Source organism: Robbsia sp. KACC 23696 (assembly GCF_039852015.1).
In the GTDB taxonomy this organism is placed as follows: Bacteria; Pseudomonadota; Gammaproteobacteria; order Burkholderiales; family Burkholderiaceae; genus Robbsia.
Genome location: NZ_CP156627.1, coordinates 888,046 through 905,583, shown reverse-complemented (window position 1 = coordinate 905,583; position 17,538 = coordinate 888,046). Strand labels below are relative to the sequence as shown.

Genomic DNA, 17,538 nt, shown 5'->3' with positions numbered 1-17,538 from the left:
GTCTGTCGTAGGGCAAGCATCGGCCAGGGATTCGGACTCGTCCGCCCCCGCCGTTCATCTTGAAATCGTACTCAACGGCACTTTGCATGGAAGTCAAACAACTGGCGCGTTTGCTGGCAGCGCTCGAAAAAACCGATATTGCCGAGCTCCGATGGGAGGAACCCGATTGGGCCGTGTCGTTGACGCGCTTCCCTTTTTATCCCTCTCGCCCCGATCTCGGGCTGCCGATTCCCCCCGACAATGGGATATCGGCGCCGTCATCGTCGACCGCACTTGTCAAACAAGACAGGCGTGATCGAGCAAGCCTCGTAAAAGCCGAGATGCCTGGCCGCTTTATCGAATCGCATCCCGCTACGGCGGACATGATCGACGCGGCCGCGCTGCGCGCCGGCGGGATCGCCGTGCAAAAGGAAGCGTTGCTGGGGCTGTTGCAGATCGGCGTGTTAATGCTACCGGTAAGCGCACCGGAGGAAGGGGTCATCGATGCATGCCTCGTGACCCACGGTGACGCAGTGGAATATGGCACGTCGCTTTTCGCCATGACAGGCGCGCCGGATGGCGGTGTGTGAAACCAGGCCGAAGCGGCAAGGACAAGACAGATGAAAATTGACTTGAATGCAGACTTGGGCGAGGGTTTCGGCCCTTGGAAAATGGGCGATGACGAAGCATTGCTCGATGTCATCACGTCGGCGAATATCGCCTGCGGCTATCATGCGGGCGACCCGGTCATCATGGATCGGACGGTACGATCGGCGGCGCGACGTGGCATCGATATCGGCGCGCACGTCGGTTTCCCGGATTTGATGGGCTTTGGACGACGCCAGATTCACGCCGACCCGGAAGAGCTGTCACGGTATGTCCTGTATCAATTGGGCGCCTTGAGCGCGATTGCCAAGGTCGCCGGCGCCCGCGTCGCGCATCTCAGTTTTCATGGCGCACTTGGCAATATGTCCGCGGTGGATTACGCCTTGGCAGCCCCGATGGTCCAGGCCGTGGCCGCATTCGACCCCGACATCGTCATTTGTGCGACAACCGACACGCAAATCGAAGTCGCGGCAAAAGAGTGCGGTTTGCGGGTGGCCAACGCCTTTCTCGCGGACCGTGCTTATGAAGACGATGGCACGCTGGTATCGCGCAAAAAGCCGGGCGCCGTGATCAAGTCCGCCGAGGCCGTACTGGCACGCGTCGAACAGCTGATCATCGACGGCTCCGTCACGTCGATCGACGGAAAGCGTCTGACGATCGACGTGCAACAGATCCTGGTGCATGGCGACACCCCCGGTGCGGTCGATCTTGCAAAAGCCGTGCGCCAGACGATCGAAACGCATCGCGGCCAGGTCGCTCGCCTGTCATCGATCCTGACCAACTGAACGCGCTTATTGGTCTTTTCATTACCCTATCTCGGAGTTAGCATGCCTTTTTCAGATTACAAGACCGCGCTGGTCACCGGCGCGTCCACCGGCATCGGCGCCGCGATCGTTACGCGCCTGTGCCAAGAAGGGATCGAAGTGCACGCGGTTGCGCGGAACGCGGAACGGCTGCAGGCCCTTGCCGAACGCACCGGTTGCATCCCGCACGCGATCGATGTCGGCGATCTGCCGGCAATCACGGCGCTGACGGAGCAATTCGCGTTCGACATCGTCGTGAACAATGCCGGCGTGTCGACAAAGGGGTCGATTCTGGATGCGACCGCCGCCGACATCGACACGCAAGTCGAAGTAAATCTGCAAGCGGTCTTGCACATTGTCCGACTGACGATGCCCGGCATGGTCGCACGCGATTGCGGCCACATCGTCAATATCTCGTCGATCGCGGCCATCTACAATTTCGGCGGCAATTCCATCTATCACGCGACCAAAGCCGGCATTCACGCATTGTCGCGGCAATTACGCGTCGACGCGCTGGGCAAACGCGTACGCGTCACCGAAATCTGCCCAGGTCGCGTTGCCACCGACATCTTCGGTCATGTGAACGGTAACATCGAAGCGGCACGCAAAGAATTCATCGACGGCTTCGAACTGCCTCAGCCGGAGGACATCGCCAACGCCATCGCCTTCGCGATCGCCGCGCCGCTCGCGGTGAACATCAGCAATATGGAGATATTGCCGACGCTGCAAGTGCCCGGCGGTCTAACGACGATCAAGCGCGAAGACTAAGCGCGCGGGTCAAGACAAAACCGCATGAAAACCGCCTTCCGCGCGGTTTTTTTTCGTCTTTCGGCAGCGCATCGCGCCGTTTCCCGCTGGTCATTATTGAAACTTATTGCACCAGACGAAAGCCCTCTGCTTGGTCTTTTTTTCGCGGGCTAGCATTGACCTCATCGCTGCCACGTACCGAGCAGACCCGGCCCGATGGCAGCCGCCTTACAGGATTCGACTTATGACACTTCACTTCGATTTGGGCGCTGTGCTGCAAGGCAGTTATGGGGCGATGTTTGCCCATGGCCTGGTATTGACGCTGGAGATCGCCGTTGTGGCATGGTTGCTGGCCATGGTGCTGGGCATCGCATTGGCCACGCTGCGCATGACCAACCAACGCGTGGCGTTGATCGTCGTCGGCGTATTTGTCGCGTATCACCGGAACGTACCGATGCTGGTGCAGATCCTGTTCTGGTATTTCGGTATCTCGGCGATCCTGCCGATGGGGTTGCAGAACGTCCTGAACAACACCAATGGCCAAGCCATTTTCGCCGTGATCGCCATCGCTTGCTGTAGCGGCGCGTATCTGTGCGAAGACATTCGGAGCGGTCTGCGATCCATTCCCACCGGCCAATTCGAAGCAAGCCGTGCATTGGGCCTGGGCTTCGTTCGTGCCATGCGCTTCATCATTCTGCCGCAGGCGATGCGCAACGCCACGCCATCGATGGTCAACCATGCGGTCCTGTTGTTCAAGAACACCAGCCTGGCGATGGCCATCGGCGCGGCCGAGTTGACCTATGCCACGCGTGAAGTCGAAAACCAGACCTTCCTCTCTTTCGAAGCCTATTTCGTCGCAACGATCCTGTATCTCGCGATCTCTCTCGTCATCATGGGCGTGGGCGCGATGATCGAGCAACGCTTCCAATTGGCAGGTGCGCGATGACGATACTGCAAATCCTGCACGACAACTGGCCCTTGCTGTTGATCGGTCAGTACCCGCACGGGCCCATCGGCGGCATCGTCCTGACCATCCTGTTGGCATCGGCTGCGCTCGTCATCGCCTTTCCGTTCGGCATCCTCGTCGCAATGGCCCGCGTCAGTCCAATTCCGATGGTGCGAGCCGTCGTTACCGGCTATGTGTACACGGTACGCGGCATCCCTTTGCTGATGATCGTCTTCTGGGTCTACTTCCTGATGCCGGTCCTGACCGGTGTACCGGTATCGGGCTTTACAACGATGCTATGCGCGCTCGTCGTCTACGACGCCGCTTACTTGGGCGAGATCATTCGCTCCGGCATGAACGCATTGCCGAAAGGGCAAACCGAGGGTGCACGTGCGCTCGGGCTCAGCTATTTCAAGACGATGCGCTTGGTGATCCTGCCGCAATCGCTTTACAACGTGATTCCGAGCATGGTGACGCAATGGGTCTCCACGATCAAGGAGACCTCCCTGGGGTACATCATCAACGTCCAGGAAATCTCGTTCGCCGCCGACCAGATCAATAACCGACTGATGACGCAGCCCTTCCCGGTCTATCTGATTCTGGCACTCAGCTACTTCGCACTCTGCTATTTCTTGACGGAAGCGGCGCGTTTTATCGAGAAACGCATTGCGCGGAAACGGCAGGGGCGGCGCCTGGCGCCGGACACGACGACATCGCAACGCGTGCCGATGGACGCGACCGACATTGCCCAAGCGGCAAAACACTGAATACGCAGCGGTATCGCCCTGCTCTGTTTCGAGGAAAAGCGTGATTACATTCACCAGCGTCAACAAGTGGTACGGCGACTACCATGCCTTGGTCGACATCAACGCGACCGTGGCGAAGGGCGAGGTCGTCGTCGTATGCGGACCGTCCGGCTCGGGCAAATCGACGTTGATCCGCACCGTCAACCGCCTGGAAGAAATCAACCGCGGCAAGATCCAGTTCAATGGCCGGGACATTCACGACGCCAAGATCGAAATCAACGCCTATCGCAGCGAGGTGGGCTTTGTTTTCCAACAGTTCAATCTGTTTCCGCACTTGTCCGTCATGGAAAACATCACGCTGTCGCCCATGCAGGTGAAACGGCAAAAACGCGCCGCCGCGCGCGACAACGCGATGCGACTGCTCGAACGCGTGGGGCTCGGCAATAAGGCCGATGCGTTCCCGCTGCAACTGTCCGGCGGTCAGCAACAGCGCGTCGCCATTGCACGCGCATTGGCGATGGACCCGCCGGCGATGCTGTTCGACGAGCCCACCAGCGCGCTCGATCCCGAAATGGTCGGCGAAGTGCTGAGCGTGATGAAAGGTTTGGCGCATGAAGGCATGACGATGATGTGCGTCACGCACGAAATGCATTTCGCCCGCGAAGTGGCCGATCGCGTCTGGTTCATGGACGCCGGAAAGCTGCTGGAGAGCGCCTCGCCGGAAGCGTTCTTCTCGAATCCGCAGCACCCCCGCGCACAACGTTTCCTATCCGACCTCCGCAATCATTAACCTCGAAACCGTCACCTGGAGTGTATTGAATGAAGTCCGTAAAGTCGAAGTACACCGCCGTTATCGGGACGGTGCTGGCCCTCTCCGCGTCGATAACGGCCGAACTCGCGCACGCCGACCAGTTAGCCGACGTGAAGCAGCACGGTGCGGTCAGCTGTGGCGTGTATTCGAACGTGGAACCGTTCTCCTACCCCGATCCGCAGTCCCGTGAATTGGTCGGAATGGACGTGGATCTATGCAGGGCTGTCGCCAAACGCCTTGGCGTGAAGGCAACGCTCGAACCGTTGGCGGTGGAGGCACGTGTGCCGCAACTAAAGCTCGGCCGCGTCGATATGGTCATTGCAAATCTGGCGTACACGAAGGCTCGCGCAACGCAAATCGCATTCAGCGACGCCTATTACTCGACGAAGGAAGTGCTGCTCGTCAAAGAAGCCAATGCAAAGAAGACGCTGGCCGACCTCGGCGGGCAACGCTTCAGCGCGACCGACGGCTCGACGTCGGCCCAATCCATCCCCTTGTCGATCAAGGGCGGCCAGGCCGTGACCTTCCACGACACCAGCTCGGCATTCATGGCGCTGGAGCAGAACAAGGTGCAGGGCTTTGTCACGAATCAGATGACGGCGCGGCAGATCCAGAGCCAGGTCGCCAACACGGCCGGCGCGGTTGCGATCCTCCCGGAGCCGATGCTGATCGAACCAATTGCCATCGGTATGCAACAGGATCAAGCGGCCATGAAGGACGCCGTCAACAAAGCCTTGGTCGAAATGGATCAGGACGGTGAAATGCAGCAGATTTTCGACAAGTGGTTGGGACCGAAGACGAAGTACGGCCTCAGCCGTACCGACAAGGTCACACCGATCGAAAAGCTGAAGTTCACGCCGGTCTGACGGTCTGTCGAACCGGCGCGCATGAAAGGGCGAAGCAGCCCTTACACGGCGATCATCTCGCGCACGCCGTGTTCACCCATCTGCGCACCGGTGCCGCCGGCAACGATCTCGCCACGGCGCATAACCCAGTACTGGTCGGCCAGCGCTTGGGCAAACTCGTAATACTGCTCGACCAACAGCACCGTCATCCCGAATTCATCGACGAGGCGCCGCAAGGTGCGGCCGATATCGCTGATGATGGACGGTTGAATCCCCTCGGTGGGCTCATCGAGGATCAACAGCTCCGGTTCGCCCATCAACGCCCGACCGATGGCCAGTTGCTGTTGCTGACCGCCGGACAAATCGCCGCCGCGTCGATGCCGCATATCGTGCAGCACTGGAAACAAGGCATGAATCCGCTCCGGCACGTTTTTTGGGATCGTATGTGACGCGGCGCCGATCAGCAGATTCTCCTCCACCGTCAGGCGCGGGAAAATATCGCGCCCTTGCGGCACATAGCCTAAGCCACGTCCCACCCGCGCAGGCGTTCCCAGGCGCTCCAGCGCCTGTCCCTTCCAGTGGATGCTGCCGGTCTTCACCGGCGTCACGCCCATCAAGCAACGCAGCAGCGTGGACTTTCCCACGCCATTGCGCCCCAACAAGACTGTCAGCTTGCCCGTCGGCACTTGCAGCGCCACATCGCGCAGAATATGACTGCCGCCGTAGTATTGATTCAATCCCGCCACTTCCAGCATTGCCGCTCCTCGACGCCGCTACCGGCCCAGATAGGATTCGATCACGCGCTCGTCGCGCTTCACCTGATCCAAGGTTCCCTCGGCCAATACCGAGCCTTCGGCCATCACGGTCACCTTGCCGTGTTCGCCGGCCAATGCCGCGACGAAATCCATATCGTGTTCCACCACCATCATCGAGCACTGACCGCGCAGCGTTTCGAGCAACGCCGCCAGCGCCATCGTCTCGTCGTCGGTGATCCCGGCCGCCGGCTCGTCGAGCAACAGCAACTGAGGCTCCTGCATCAACAGCATGCCGATTTCGAGACGCTGCTTTTGTCCGTGCGACAGCAACCCGGCGAGCGTATAGGCCTGCGCCTCCAACTGAATCGTCGCCAGAACCCGTTCGATCCGCGCCTGTGCGGCCCGATCGAGCTTGGCGCGCAGTGCCGCCAACCAGCCTTTGTCGGACTTCATCGCCAGCTCGAGATTCTCCCAGACCGGATGCTGTTCGAACACGGTGGGCTTCTGGAACTTGCGGCCGATACCGGCCTGCGCGATGCTCGGCTCGTCCATCCGACGCAAATCGAGCGTCTGTCCTAGAAACACCTTGCCGGTCTGCGCGCGCGTTTTCCCGGTGATCACATCCATCATCGTCGTCTTGCCCGCGCCGTTCGGCCCGATGATACAGCGCAGCTCTCCGGCATCGATCGACAGCGAGAGATTCTTCAGCGCCTTGAAACCGTCGAAGCTGACGCACACATCTTCCAGGTACAAAATCGGACCGTGCGAGACATCGACGGCGCCCGGCTGAACCCGATGGCCCAGACCCGACGTCATGTTCGCGCCCGCACCGGAGACCTTTTCTTCCACGATATCGGTACTCATAGCTTGCCTCCTTGTGTCGAGCGCCCGGCATCCGCACCAGCGGGCGCTTGAACGCGCGGCTCGTCACGCGGCGTGCCGTCAGTGTGACGCGTTTTGCGAAGCATGCCGGCCAGACCGACGATGCCCTTCGGCAGCAGCAAAGGCACCAGCACGAAAATCGCACCAAGGAAAAACAGCCAATATTCCGGGAACGAATTGGTGAAGAAGGTCTTCGCCAGATTCACGGCGATCGCGCCGATGATCGGTCCGATCAACGTGCCCCGTCCGCCTACCGCCACCCAGATCGCCATCTCGATCGAATTACCGGGCGACATCTCGCTCGGATTGATGATGCCAACCTGCGGCACGTATAGTGCACCGGCAATGCCGCACAACACGGCGGACAAGGTCCAGATGAACAGCTTGTACGCAAGCGGGCTGTAGCCGAGGAACATCAGCCGCGATTCGCCGTCGCGGATCGCGGTCACGACGCGTCCCAATCTCGAATTGACGATCCAACGCAGCGCGAGAAACGCAAGGACGAGCACGGCAAAGGTGATGACGAACAGGCTGACGCGCGTGTGATCGTCGGTGATCGGGAATCCCGCAATGCGCTTGAAATCGGTAAAGCCGTTGTTCCCGCCGAAGCCGGTTTCATTGCGGAAGAACAGCAACATCGCCGCATACGTCAGCGCTTGCGTGATGATCGAGAGATACACGCCCTTCACGCGTGAGCGAAACGCGAAGAAGCCGAAGATCCAGGCGATCACCGCCGGCGCCAGCATGACGAGCAGCAATGCATATATCAGATGCTGCGTGCCCTGCCAGTACCAAGGGAGCGCATGCCAGTCGAGGAACACCATGAAGTCGGGCAGATCGCTGCCGTACTTGCCCTCATGGCCGATCGCCCGCATCAGGTACATGCCCATCGCATAGCCGCCCAAGGCGAAGAACAAGCCATGCCCGAGGCTCAGGATGCCGCAATAGCCCCATACCAGATCCAGCGCCAAGGCCGCGATCGCGTAACACATCAACTTGCCGCCGAGCGTGATCGCATACATCGACAGATGCCAGACGCTACCGTCCGGCACGGCCAATGCAGCCAAGGGCGCAGCAATGCCGACCAATAGAATCGCGATCATCATGCCGATCCAACCGGCACGCGACAACAGACGCGGACGCTCGGGCAGGCCCAGCACAAATCCACTTGCCGACGGTGCGGGCGGTGGAGAAACGGAGACAGGCACCATGGTCAGACCTCCGCGCTACGCCCTTTCAGGGCGAACAAGCCCTGCGGGCGTTTTTGAATGAACAGGACCACCAGCATCAGCACGCAGATCTTGGCCAGCACCGCACCCCAGAACGGCTCGATCGCCTTGCTGACCACGCCGAGCCCGAAGGCACCGATCACCGTGCCGGCCAATTGCCCCACGCCCCCCAGCACCACCGACATGAAGGAATCGATGATATAGGTCTGCCCGAGGTCCGGGCCGACATTGCCAATTTGGGATAGTGCGCATCCGCCCAAGCCGGCGATGCCAGCACCGAAGGCGAAGGCATAACAGTCCACCCGCGCGGTTCGAACGCCGACGCAGGCAGCCATCCGACGATTCTGCGTAACGGCGCGAATATACAAACCGAGGCGCGTGCGATTGAGCACGGTCCACGCCAGCACGATGACGGCCACGGAGAACGCCAGAATAACGAGACGGTTATACGGCAGCGTCAGGCCCGGCAGAATCGCGATGCCGCCACTCATCCAGCCGGGATTTGCCACCTGCACGTTCTGCGCGCCAAACAGCATCCGCGTGCCTTGCATCAACAGCAGACTCATGCCGAATGTCGTCAGCAAGGTCTCCAATGGGCGACCGTACAGATGACGAATAACCAATCTTTCGATGACCACGCCGACGATCGCCGCCGCCAGAAAGGACGCCGGCACGGCGAGCACCGGATACCAGCCGACCGCATTCGGCAAATACTTGATGAACAGGTTCTGCACGACATAGGTCGCATAGGCCCCGATCATCAGGAACTCGCCGTGTGCCATATTGATGACGCCGATCAGGCCATAGGTGATCGCCAGGCCCAAGGCCGCCAATAACAAGACGCTGCCGAGACTCAATCCGGCAAAGACGACGCCGGCGATATCGGCACGCTTCTGCATCGACGCCAAGCGATCGATGCCGTCCTGCGCCGCGGCACGAACACGGGTATCGCTTTCCGCATACACGCCCGCCGCAGACTTCACCGTCAACGGACGCAACATTTCGAGACCGCCGATTCGACCGTTCGCGACGATCAGCTGGACCGCCTTCAAACGACGATCCGCGCTCGGGTCGTGCAGCGCCGTCATGGCCCACAACGTTTCGAGCTTGGCATGCAGCGCCGGATCCTTTTCGGCCGCAAGCGCCGTATCCACCTGTGCCGCGGCAGCGGGGTCCGGGTTGCGCAACATCGCGTCGATGGCGGCATTGCGCAGAACAGGATCGGGCGACGTCAGACGGCTCGCGGAGGCCATGCCGTCGACGCGCGCCCGCAGCACGTTCGGCAGCGCGATCTGCTGCGCATTGCCGGCGTCGTCTGCGCTGACGGTGGCATCGGTCAGCGCGTCGCGATAGTTATCGCCATCGCCGATCAGAATGCGATTGCTGTCATTGGCAAAGACGTTGTCCTTCGCCAATGCTTGCAACAGTCGGCTTGCATGGCTGTCCTGAGCCGCGCGGCCAGCCAACGCCGACAAGGCCGCTGCCTTGGCGTCGAAGTCGTCGCCCGCCAGCGGCGCGATGTCGGCAGCGCTCAGACCGGCCTGGGCGTCGGCCTGCCCGGCCGGCGCGACAGGCGTCGTGGATGCCGCGGCCATCGCCGCGCCCTGCGATGCAGCCGATGCCGCCGATCCCTCCGAGGCGGCGTCGGCCGCGTGCACCAGCGGGCTCGCCACGGCGAGCGTCGCCGCAAGCAGGGCAACGGCGCGGGCAGCCCGGGCGAGACGAACGAGGGGGGAAGGCGTCAGCGCGGCGCGCGGACGCACGGCAGACATCCGATGGGATGCCTGCGGGTATAGGAATTCGAGCATGGGTTGAGCCAACGTCCACTGCTGGGATAAAGCGACCGGCAGCGCGCGTATCGCACGCTGCCGGTCTCGTACAACCAAGTGCTCAGCGGCAGCGATCAAGCAAAACGGCGCAGCAGATCGGCGATCGGCGTTGCCTGCGCGACCACATCCGGCTTCTTGTCGTTACCCGGGATATACGGGCTCCACGGTTGCGCGCGGATCGTTCCCTTCGTATGCCAGACCACATTGAACTGCCCGTCGGCCCGTACTTCGCCGATCATGACCGGCTTGTGCAAATGGTGATTGCCATCCATCTCCAGCGTATAGCCCGACGGCGCCGCAAACTTCTGGCCGATCATCGCCGTGCGTACCTTGTCGACATCGGTGCTCTTCGCCTTCTCGACTGCCTGGCGCCACATATGCATGCCGACGTAGGTCGCTTCCATCGGATCGTTCGTCACGCGCTTGGCGCCGCCCGGCAAGTTGTTCTTCGCGACCCAGTCGGCGAACTGCTTCTTGAATTTGGTATTGACCGGATTGCGCAGCGACATGAAGTAGTTCCATGCGGCGAGGTTGCCGACCAACGGCTTCGTATCGATACCGCGCAACTCTTCCTCACCAACGGAGAACGCCACCACCGGCACATCGGTCGCCTTCAGGCCCTGATTGCCGAGTTCCTTATAGAAGGGGACGTTCGAATCGCCGTTGATCGTCGAGATCACGCAGGTCTTGCCGCCCTGCGCAAAGGTCTTGATGTTCGCGACGATGGTCTGGTAATCGCTGTGGCCGAACGGCGTGTAGACCTCCTGGATGTCGCTGTCCTGAACGCCCTTCGAATGCAGGAACGCGCGCAGGATCTTGTTCGTCGTGCGCGGATAGACGTAGTCCGTGCCCAGCAGGAAGAAGCGCTTGGCGCTGCCGCCTTCCGCACTCATCAGATACTCGGTGGCGGGCAACGCCTGTTGATTCGGCGCCGCGCCGGTGTAGAACACATTGCGCGACATTTCCTCGCCTTCGTACTGCACCGGATAGAACAGCAGGCCGTTCAATTCCTCGAAGACCGGCAGTACCGACTTGCGCGACACCGACGTCCAGCAACCAAAGACCACCGCGCACTTGTCCTGCGTGATCAACTGGCGTGCCTTCTCCGCGAACAACGGCCAATTCGATGCCGGATCGACCACCACCGGTTCGATCTTGCGTCCCATCACACCGCCGCTCGCATTGATCTCGGCGATCGTCATCAAGGCCACGTCCTTCAGCGACGTCTCAGAAATCGCCATCGTGCCCGACAACGAATGCAGAATGCCAACCTTGATCGGCCCGCTGCCGCTCTGCGCGAACGCACTCGGCATCTGCGCGGCAACGCCCGTCATGCCTGCTGCAGAAGCCATCTTCAAAAACGCACGCTTGTCCATTGCTTTCCTTCGGTCAGGTGAATGCACGACGATCGTCGTGAGAGTAGTAAAGGCGGTGAAACGGGTGCGACCCATGCGCCACATCAGCGTGATTCGCCCGATTACGACCAGGCGCCCGCGGAGCATAACCGCTCGCGTGGATGCGTCACATATCCAGTTTTATATATTGCATAGTCATACTAACCAATAATGGACTTATGCAATCTCGACGCTTTCGACTTTGCCGACGCCTTGTCGTGATCCGCCATCGGTGTGCGGCGATATCGCCGTTGGCAAAGGGAATTCGCGCGTAACGTCGCAATGCATGTCCCCTCATGGTGCGTTATCGGCAATGCTGCGCATCGCCTTGTCTTTGCCTTATGCAATACAAGATATGTGCCAGCAAAATTGCACCACGACGGGGCGAAATCAGCGACTTTGTCGTCGCGAGGTCGGCGCGACCGTTGCTTTCAGCGAATCGCGAAATAGACGACGCAGGAAAGTGGGATGAAATGCACCAAAAAAGCGCATTTGTCGCTAGGCGGGATGGCCCGTCATCTGCTGCTTGGCAAATCGCATCGGCGGCAATCCGACAAATCGCGTGAATGCCACGCTGAAGGTACTGGCCGAGCTATAGCCCACGTGCTCGGCGACCTCGGCCACGCCGACACCTGCCTTACTCAGCATGTGCTTCGCCAATGCCATGCGCCAGGCAAGCAGATACTCCATGGGCGCCACCCCCATCGAGCGGCTGAAGCGCTCGAAAAACGCCGAGCGCGACAGCGCGGCCTCTTTCGCCAGCTCGGCGACCGTCCAGTTGCGCTTCGGGCTCGCGTGCATGTGCCGAATCGCCAGGGACAGGCGCGTGTCGGCAAGGCCACGCAATAGTCCTTGCGCGGTCTCGGCACCTGCCGTCGCGCGCAACGCCTCGATCAACAGCACTTCCAATAAGCGCGCCAGCACGACGTCACGCGCGGGCCGCTGTCCCTGTAATTCCTCGCGCATCAATTCCACCAGCGTCGTCAGCCGCCGCTCGCCCCGCACATGCAAGACCTTCGGCAATAAGGAGACCAGCAATGTCGCGTCGGGCGAACCAAATTCGACATGTCCTACCAGAAGGCGGGTATCCACCGCCATATCCTGCGGCCCCACGCGAAACATGCTTTCGCCGATGCGCTCCGGCGGTGTCTCGAAATCATCAGCGCGGGCCGGTTCGGCGCTCGACATCGCAAACGCATGCACCGACGGTATCAGGATGAAATCGCCCTGTTGCAGGCGCAACGGCGGCTGGTCGTCGATCGTCAGGCGCGTCTCGCCATCGAGCAATACGCAATAAAAGGGCGCATTGCTGTCCGCGCCACGGACACCCCATCTCCCGGAACCGAGCACCAATTTCGAGAAACGGGTGTTGGGTTGCAATAGCGTAACGACCTCGGCGAGCGGATCGGCCATGATTGGACTCTCGCAAACAATATCTGGACGGTGGATTGTAGCGAGTCCTGGGCCGCCCCGCTATGCTGTTCATTCATCAACAGGAGCCCGCAACCATGAAAACCGTACTGATCACTGGCTGTTCCTCCGGCTTCGGCCTCGAGACGGCCCGATATTTCCTGGAACGTGACTGGCGTGTGGTCGCCACGATGCGTACCCCGAATGCGGATGCGCTGCCGACATCGCCCAATTTGCGGGTGCTCGCGCTGGATGTCATGGATCCGGCGAGCATCCGGCAATGCCTGGAAGCGGCCGGTCCGATCGATGTCCTCGTGAACAATGCCGGAATAGGCATGCTGGGTGCGCTGGAAGGCACGCCGATCGAAACGGCACGCACTGTTTTTGAGACAAACACGCTCGGAACGATCGCGCTGACGCAGGCCGTGCTGCCGCAATTCCGCGAGCGCCGCGCCGGCATCGTCATCAATGTGACGTCCACCGTCACGCTGCGTCCGCTGCCGCTGTTATCGGTCTACACCGCCAGCAAGGCGGCCGTGAATGCCTTTACCGAATCGCTGGCGCTGGAACTCGAACCCTTTGGCGTGCAGGTGAAATTGGTGTTGCCGGGACGCGCACCGACCACGCGCTTCGGGCAAAATGCGCAGCCGCGGATGCAGGGCGCGATTCCCGAAGCGTACGCGGATCTCGCGAAGAAGGTCTTTGCGGGATGGGGAGAACCCGGGCCGGTCACCGACTCGGTCGATGTCGCCGAAGCCGTCTGGCGCGCTGCGACGGATCCCAGCTGCGCGATGCGGACACCGGCTGGCGAAGACGCCATCGCGTGGTTTAACGCTTAAGGTGGAAACGCGCGTCGGAACGCCCTCGCCTCCCGACGCGCGCCTGCGATGCCTTTTCGGGTCATGCCTTTACACGCGCGTTGGCGCCCTGCGTCGCCAACGGTTCCACGACGGTACACAGAATAATGAGACAGACCAAAGCCGTTCCGACCATATACAGAAAGACGCTGGTCCAACTATAGCTGTCGAGCAGGAAGCCAACCGCCAGCGGCGCACAGGCGCCGAAAATCTGGCCGACGCAGTTGACAATGCCAAACGCCGTCGGATAGGTCGCCTTGTTCGCCAAACCCATCGGATAGGCGGAATAGCCCGCGAAGCCAATACCCAACATCAGGCCCGACAGGATCAAGATCGCACCAAGATAGAACACATCGCTCGGCGCATCGATCAAGAGCAACAGCATCAATGCCGTTCCCAAGGCACCGAGCAACATCATCGGCTTGCGACGGCCATGCAACACCCTGTCGGAGATCACACCACCCAACAGATTCCCCGCGACCGCGCCAATAAAAGGCGCCGAGGCCAGGAAGCCCATCTTGACCGACGTGAATCCTTTCACCGTGATCAGATAGGTGGGAATCCAGGACATGAAGATATTGCTGATACCGATCATGCAGCCATAACCGATCGCCACGCCGACGATATTCCAGGAGCAAAAAACTTGGGGGACCGTCGTCAACTCCGACACGGAGCGGGTACGATTGATCGTGTCCAGGAGGGGGATCCGAGGAACCGACAACACAACGGGACCGGCACGGCTCGTCGTCGTTTCGATCCCCTCCGCGATGTAGCGACGCTCGGCCGGCGAACAAAATCGGTTTTCGCTCGGTGAATTGGTCACGAGAAAAAACCACAGCGCGGCAAACACCAGCCCCGGCACGGCAAATACGTAGAAGATCTCACGCCAGCCCCAGATTTGCAGGACGGCGACACAGACTGGAGGCACGATCAAGGGGCCGAGCTTGGATGCGGCAATCCACAGTCCGGTGGCGGTGCCTTTTTCCTTGGTCGGAAACCAGCGATTGATGACGTTCGTGCAGCCAATCCCGAGGGGCCCTTCCGACAAACCCAATCCGACTCGGTAAAATTGCAGCAAGAACACCGATGACGTGGTCCCCATCAGTCCCGTAAATACCGATACGAACACCATGAACACCGAAAACAGGATACCTGCGGTTTTCTCGCTGAGCTTTTTATAGACAAGGCCCACGGGAATCTGCACGAAGCCATACGCAAACGAGAATAAGCTGACGAGGACGCCAGCCTGCGCATTGCTGATGGCGTATTCCTTTTTCAGGTACGGCAAGGCGATGCCGAAATTAGCACGGTCGGCACAAGCAATCGCCCAGATGCAAAAGATCAATCCCATGACGATCCACCGATGGCTCGTCCGCCGTTCCGCCAGCGGTGTCGCGTTGACGTTCGCGACTGCACGTTCTGCGTTATGCATGTGAACTCCCGATTGTTTTGACCGGCTTCCGTTTCACGTCGGTGACGGACAAGCCAGTTGTCTCCTTTTTTCGAGAATGCGGCGGGTGAGCGATGCTCCCCGAATACGGCTCCTACCCCGTAAAAGAAATGGTAAATCTCTATTGACTTAAAGAAATAATGCTTAAAAAAGGCAATATTCGAGTGGACTAGACGCAAATCCGTCGATATTCATTCTGGTTAGCGCCCAGGCAAGCGTCCAATGTTTTCTTGCTATTACCTGATACCCAGATTGAATCAGTGGCAACGGCGATAACGCGGAGGGGAAGGGAAAGCGTGACGTGTTTGCCCCTATAATGCATCGCACCTGGTTTCGTGCCGATATCCAATGCTCGATCTTGCACAACTGCGTTGCTTCGTCGCGGCGGCGACCGAATTGAATTTTCGTCGGGCCGCGGCGTTATTGAATATGACGCAACCGCCGCTAAGCAGACAGATTCAATTGTTGGAAGACAATTTGGATGTGAAGCTTTTCGAGAGAATCGGCCGCACCGTCAAGCTGACGGCGGCAGGGAGTGCCTTTCTCGCGGATGCCCATCGCCTGCTCGATCTGGCGGAGCAGGCAGAAGACAATGTGAAGCGAGCCAATAAAGGGAAGACGGGCCGCGTGCGGATCGGGTTCACCGGCGCGGCAGGCTATGAGCTGGTGCCCGATCTGCTTGCCAGCGCGGCACGATCGCTTCCCGAGATCGACGTCATCTTGTTCGAGTTGGTATCTGCCGCGCAGATCGACGCGTTCGCGGCAAACACGATCGATATCGGATTCATGCGTCCGCTGCCATCCCGACTACGCTTGTCCGCGTTGCGAGTGGAAGAAGAGCCGATGATCGTGGCCTTGCCCTGGGGTCACGCGCTCTGTCGCCATCGGCAAATCGCGCTACACCAACTGAATCGACAAGCGTTTGTCATGCCCTCGCCAACGCATGGCAAATACTTTTACGATCGCATTTCCGAGATGTTTGCGCCACAGCGCATCACGCCCGAAATCGTGCAGTATATCGATCAGACGCCGACGATCATGTCCTTCGTGCGTGCGGGCCTGGGCGTAAGCATCGTACCGGCGTCGGCGCGCCGGTTTCAGTTCGACAAAGTGACATTTCGCGCCATCGCGGAGCCGACGCCCGCCGCGGAAATGAATATGGTGTGGCGCGAGGATCAGGAGCACCCCGCCGTGGCAGCATTTCGGGAGATGGCCAGCCGACATTTCGGGATAGATCCCGCTTAGCGCCACGCGGCAACGCGCAGACAGCGCTTTTTACAGCTCATAGCCCGGTTTGCGCACCAGCGTGTCCATCACCGCCTTGATACGCGGATCATAGACTTTTTCCTTCCACTCCTCGCGCGGCACCATATCGATCGCTACCGAGATCGCCGTGTCGGTCGATCCCAGATGCTTTTTCAAGACATCGGCCAGCGCTTCGGCGATTTCGTGTTTGGCTTCGGCGCTCAATTCGCGGGGATAGAGTTCGAGCGTGATATGCGGCATGGTGTACTCCAAAGAAGGCGATAATCGAAAGGATCTTGATGCGCGGGCAGGAAAGCGGCGTGCCTTACCGTATCCCGCGCGTCCATCGCCCGCCATTCTGGCACGACTGGCGAAACGCCGCGCTGCTCGCTTCCCGCCACCGCGCACGGTCGGGACGCGTGCAGGCGCAGACACCCACTGGCTTACTCGGCCTGTGGCCGTTCCGCGATTCGCAGCGAGCCCGCCATTTCCTCAATGATCGGCGCCCAGCTTGCCTGCTCCGATGCCGGGTAGGTGAACTCGACCGCGGCAATCGTATCGTCGCGGATGATCATCTTCTCGTAGACGATGTCCTTCTCCGATGTCTCGCAGGAAAACGCCACCAAGTCCTTTCGGCTCACCTCATAGCTGGGCGGCGTACCGGTGCACGTCCCGTCTTCCTCTTCATGCAACATGGCGGCCGGCGAGTCGTCGCCGGCGTTGAATCGACCCCATACGGCGACTTGCGCGGTGCCGGTCTTGGCCGTGAAAACTCTGCCATCGCCATCGTCGGCTTCCGCGCCGGGCGTCAACAGCGTTTCGGGATACGCGATCGTGTAGCCATAACGTGCGTTGGCATACGTTGCGGTGGTCGATGCGGCCGACGGAGTACTCGCACCGTCGGCCGCCAGATCGGCGGCGTGCCCCGCCTCGCTGAATAGAAAAAGGCACGTCGCGAGCACACACGTCGTCAATGCATTCCAGGTCGGCATAGGCCACAGGGA

Annotated in this window: 17 protein-coding genes and 1 pseudogene; 9 read left to right on the top strand and 9 right to left on the bottom strand. The window is 60.3% G+C overall.

Annotated features, from left to right (window positions below; translation table 11 throughout):
• Positions 1 to 86: 86 nt before the first annotated feature.
• From ABEG21_RS18610 to ABEG21_RS18580, 7 genes are all read left to right on the top strand, one after another.
• Complete coding sequence (locus ABEG21_RS18610) at positions 87 to 569, top strand: hypothetical protein (RefSeq protein ID WP_347556908.1); 483 nt, start codon at positions 87 to 89, stop codon at positions 567 to 569.
• A 30-nt stretch (positions 570 to 599) separates the two neighbouring features.
• On the top strand, positions 600 to 1,370 hold the full coding sequence (locus ABEG21_RS18605) for a 5-oxoprolinase subunit PxpA (protein ID WP_347556907.1): 771 nt from the start codon (positions 600 to 602) through the stop codon (positions 1,368 to 1,370).
• Between the two features lie 42 nt (positions 1,371 to 1,412).
• Positions 1,413 to 2,156: an SDR family oxidoreductase gene (locus ABEG21_RS18600; RefSeq protein WP_347556906.1), complete on the top strand. Its 744-nt coding sequence runs from the start codon at positions 1,413 to 1,415 to the stop codon at positions 2,154 to 2,156.
• A 223-nt stretch (positions 2,157 to 2,379) separates the two neighbouring features.
• Positions 2,380 to 3,081, top strand: a complete 702-nt coding sequence (locus ABEG21_RS18595; RefSeq protein WP_347556905.1) for an amino acid ABC transporter permease — start codon at positions 2,380 to 2,382, stop codon at positions 3,079 to 3,081.
• The gene (locus ABEG21_RS18590) at positions 3,078 to 3,848 is read left to right on the top strand and encodes an amino acid ABC transporter permease (protein WP_347556904.1); all 771 of its coding nucleotides are present in this window, start codon (positions 3,078 to 3,080) and stop codon (positions 3,846 to 3,848) included. The genes ABEG21_RS18595 and ABEG21_RS18590 overlap by 4 nt, the downstream gene beginning before the upstream one ends.
• A gap of 40 nt (positions 3,849 to 3,888) precedes the next feature.
• On the top strand, positions 3,889 to 4,617 hold the full coding sequence (locus tag ABEG21_RS18585) for an amino acid ABC transporter ATP-binding protein (protein ID WP_347556903.1): 729 nt from the start codon (positions 3,889 to 3,891) through the stop codon (positions 4,615 to 4,617).
• Between the two features lie 29 nt (positions 4,618 to 4,646).
• The gene (locus ABEG21_RS18580; RefSeq protein ID WP_347556902.1) at positions 4,647 to 5,504 is read left to right on the top strand and encodes a transporter substrate-binding domain-containing protein; all 858 of its coding nucleotides are present in this window, start codon (positions 4,647 to 4,649) and stop codon (positions 5,502 to 5,504) included.
• 41 nt (positions 5,505 to 5,545) lie between these two features.
• On the opposite strand, the gene urtE is transcribed toward ABEG21_RS18580, so the two are convergent.
• From urtE to ABEG21_RS18550, 6 genes and pseudogenes are all read right to left on the bottom strand, one after another.
• Entirely contained in the window at positions 5,546 to 6,238 is a 693-nt protein-coding gene (gene urtE / locus ABEG21_RS18575; RefSeq protein WP_347556901.1) for an urea ABC transporter ATP-binding subunit UrtE, read from the bottom strand.
• A gap of 18 nt (positions 6,239 to 6,256) precedes the next feature.
• A pseudogene (urtD, locus tag ABEG21_RS18570) lies at positions 6,257 to 7,057 on the bottom strand (urea ABC transporter ATP-binding protein UrtD); the annotation flags it as partial.
• A gap of 41 nt (positions 7,058 to 7,098) precedes the next feature.
• Positions 7,099 to 8,331, bottom strand: a complete 1,233-nt coding sequence (gene urtC, locus ABEG21_RS18565; RefSeq protein WP_347556900.1) for an urea ABC transporter permease subunit UrtC — start codon at positions 8,329 to 8,331, stop codon at positions 7,099 to 7,101.
• A gap of 2 nt (positions 8,332 to 8,333) precedes the next feature.
• Positions 8,334 to 9,944 carry an urea ABC transporter permease subunit UrtB gene (gene urtB / locus ABEG21_RS18560; RefSeq protein WP_347558082.1) on the bottom strand — a complete coding sequence of 537 codons (1,611 nt, stop codon included), beginning with the start codon at positions 9,942 to 9,944 and terminating at the stop codon, positions 8,334 to 8,336.
• A gap of 308 nt (positions 9,945 to 10,252) precedes the next feature.
• Positions 10,253 to 11,554: an urea ABC transporter substrate-binding protein gene (gene urtA, locus ABEG21_RS18555; protein WP_347556899.1), complete on the bottom strand. Its 1,302-nt coding sequence runs from the start codon at positions 11,552 to 11,554 to the stop codon at positions 10,253 to 10,255.
• Between the two features lie 516 nt (positions 11,555 to 12,070).
• Positions 12,071 to 12,985: an AraC family transcriptional regulator gene (locus ABEG21_RS18550; protein WP_347556898.1), complete on the bottom strand. Its 915-nt coding sequence runs from the start codon at positions 12,983 to 12,985 to the stop codon at positions 12,071 to 12,073.
• Positions 12,986 to 13,080: 95 nt separating this feature from the next.
• Between ABEG21_RS18550 and ABEG21_RS18545 the strand changes: the two genes are divergently transcribed.
• A complete protein-coding gene (locus ABEG21_RS18545; protein WP_347556897.1) occupies positions 13,081 to 13,821 on the top strand; it encodes an SDR family oxidoreductase in 741 nt (246 codons plus the stop codon).
• Between the two features lie 61 nt (positions 13,822 to 13,882).
• On the opposite strand, the gene ABEG21_RS18540 is transcribed toward ABEG21_RS18545, so the two are convergent.
• Positions 13,883 to 15,271 (bottom strand): MFS transporter, encoded by a 1,389-nt coding sequence (locus ABEG21_RS18540; RefSeq protein ID WP_347556896.1) that lies wholly within the window; start codon positions 15,269 to 15,271, stop codon positions 13,883 to 13,885.
• A 366-nt stretch (positions 15,272 to 15,637) separates the two neighbouring features.
• On the opposite strand from ABEG21_RS18540, the gene ABEG21_RS18535 reads away from it, so the two are divergent.
• Positions 15,638 to 16,534, top strand: a complete 897-nt coding sequence (locus tag ABEG21_RS18535) for a LysR family transcriptional regulator (protein ID WP_347556895.1) — start codon at positions 15,638 to 15,640, stop codon at positions 16,532 to 16,534.
• A gap of 30 nt (positions 16,535 to 16,564) precedes the next feature.
• Here ABEG21_RS18535 and pptA read toward each other — a convergent pair whose 3' ends face one another.
• On the bottom strand, positions 16,565 to 16,795 hold the full coding sequence (gene pptA, locus ABEG21_RS18530; RefSeq protein ID WP_347556894.1) for a tautomerase PptA: 231 nt from the start codon (positions 16,793 to 16,795) through the stop codon (positions 16,565 to 16,567).
• 182 nt (positions 16,796 to 16,977) lie between these two features.
• Positions 16,978 to 17,526, bottom strand: coding sequence for a hypothetical protein (locus ABEG21_RS18525; protein ID WP_347556893.1), 549 nt, complete (start codon positions 17,524 to 17,526; stop codon positions 16,978 to 16,980).
• Between the last annotated feature and the right edge of the window lie 12 nt (positions 17,527 to 17,538).

Bases quoted from the DNA above. Each gene is read 5' to 3' on its own strand.
- ABEG21_RS18610 (WP_347556908.1), top strand. From the start codon at position 87: ATGGAAGTCAAACAACTGGCGCGTTTGCTGGCAGCGCTCGAAAAAACC.
- ABEG21_RS18605 (WP_347556907.1), top strand. From the start codon at position 600: ATGAAAATTGACTTGAATGCAGACTTGGGCGAGGGTTTCGGCCCTTGG.
- ABEG21_RS18600 (WP_347556906.1), top strand. From the start codon at position 1,413: ATGCCTTTTTCAGATTACAAGACCGCGCTGGTCACCGGCGCGTCCACC.
- ABEG21_RS18595 (WP_347556905.1), top strand. From the start codon at position 2,380: ATGACACTTCACTTCGATTTGGGCGCTGTGCTGCAAGGCAGTTATGGG.
- ABEG21_RS18590 (WP_347556904.1), top strand. From the start codon at position 3,078: ATGACGATACTGCAAATCCTGCACGACAACTGGCCCTTGCTGTTGATC.
- ABEG21_RS18580 (WP_347556902.1), top strand. From the start codon at position 4,647: ATGAAGTCCGTAAAGTCGAAGTACACCGCCGTTATCGGGACGGTGCTG.
- urtE (WP_347556901.1), bottom strand. From the start codon at position 6,238: ATGCTGGAAGTGGCGGGATTGAATCAATACTACGGCGGCAGTCATATT.
- urtC (WP_347556900.1), bottom strand. From the start codon at position 8,331: ATGGTGCCTGTCTCCGTTTCTCCACCGCCCGCACCGTCGGCAAGTGGA.
- urtB (WP_347558082.1), bottom strand. From the start codon at position 9,944: ATGGCCGCGGCATCCACGACGCCTGTCGCGCCGGCCGGGCAGGCCGAC.
- urtA (WP_347556899.1), bottom strand. From the start codon at position 11,554: ATGGACAAGCGTGCGTTTTTGAAGATGGCTTCTGCAGCAGGCATGACG.
- ABEG21_RS18550 (WP_347556898.1), bottom strand. From the start codon at position 12,985: ATGGCCGATCCGCTCGCCGAGGTCGTTACGCTATTGCAACCCAACACC.
- ABEG21_RS18545 (WP_347556897.1), top strand. From the start codon at position 13,081: ATGAAAACCGTACTGATCACTGGCTGTTCCTCCGGCTTCGGCCTCGAG.
- ABEG21_RS18540 (WP_347556896.1), bottom strand. From the start codon at position 15,271: ATGCATAACGCAGAACGTGCAGTCGCGAACGTCAACGCGACACCGCTG.
- ABEG21_RS18535 (WP_347556895.1), top strand. From the start codon at position 15,638: ATGCTCGATCTTGCACAACTGCGTTGCTTCGTCGCGGCGGCGACCGAA.
- pptA (WP_347556894.1), bottom strand. From the start codon at position 16,795: ATGCCGCATATCACGCTCGAACTCTATCCCCGCGAATTGAGCGCCGAA.
- ABEG21_RS18525 (WP_347556893.1), bottom strand. From the start codon at position 17,526: ATGCCGACCTGGAATGCATTGACGACGTGTGTGCTCGCGACGTGCCTT.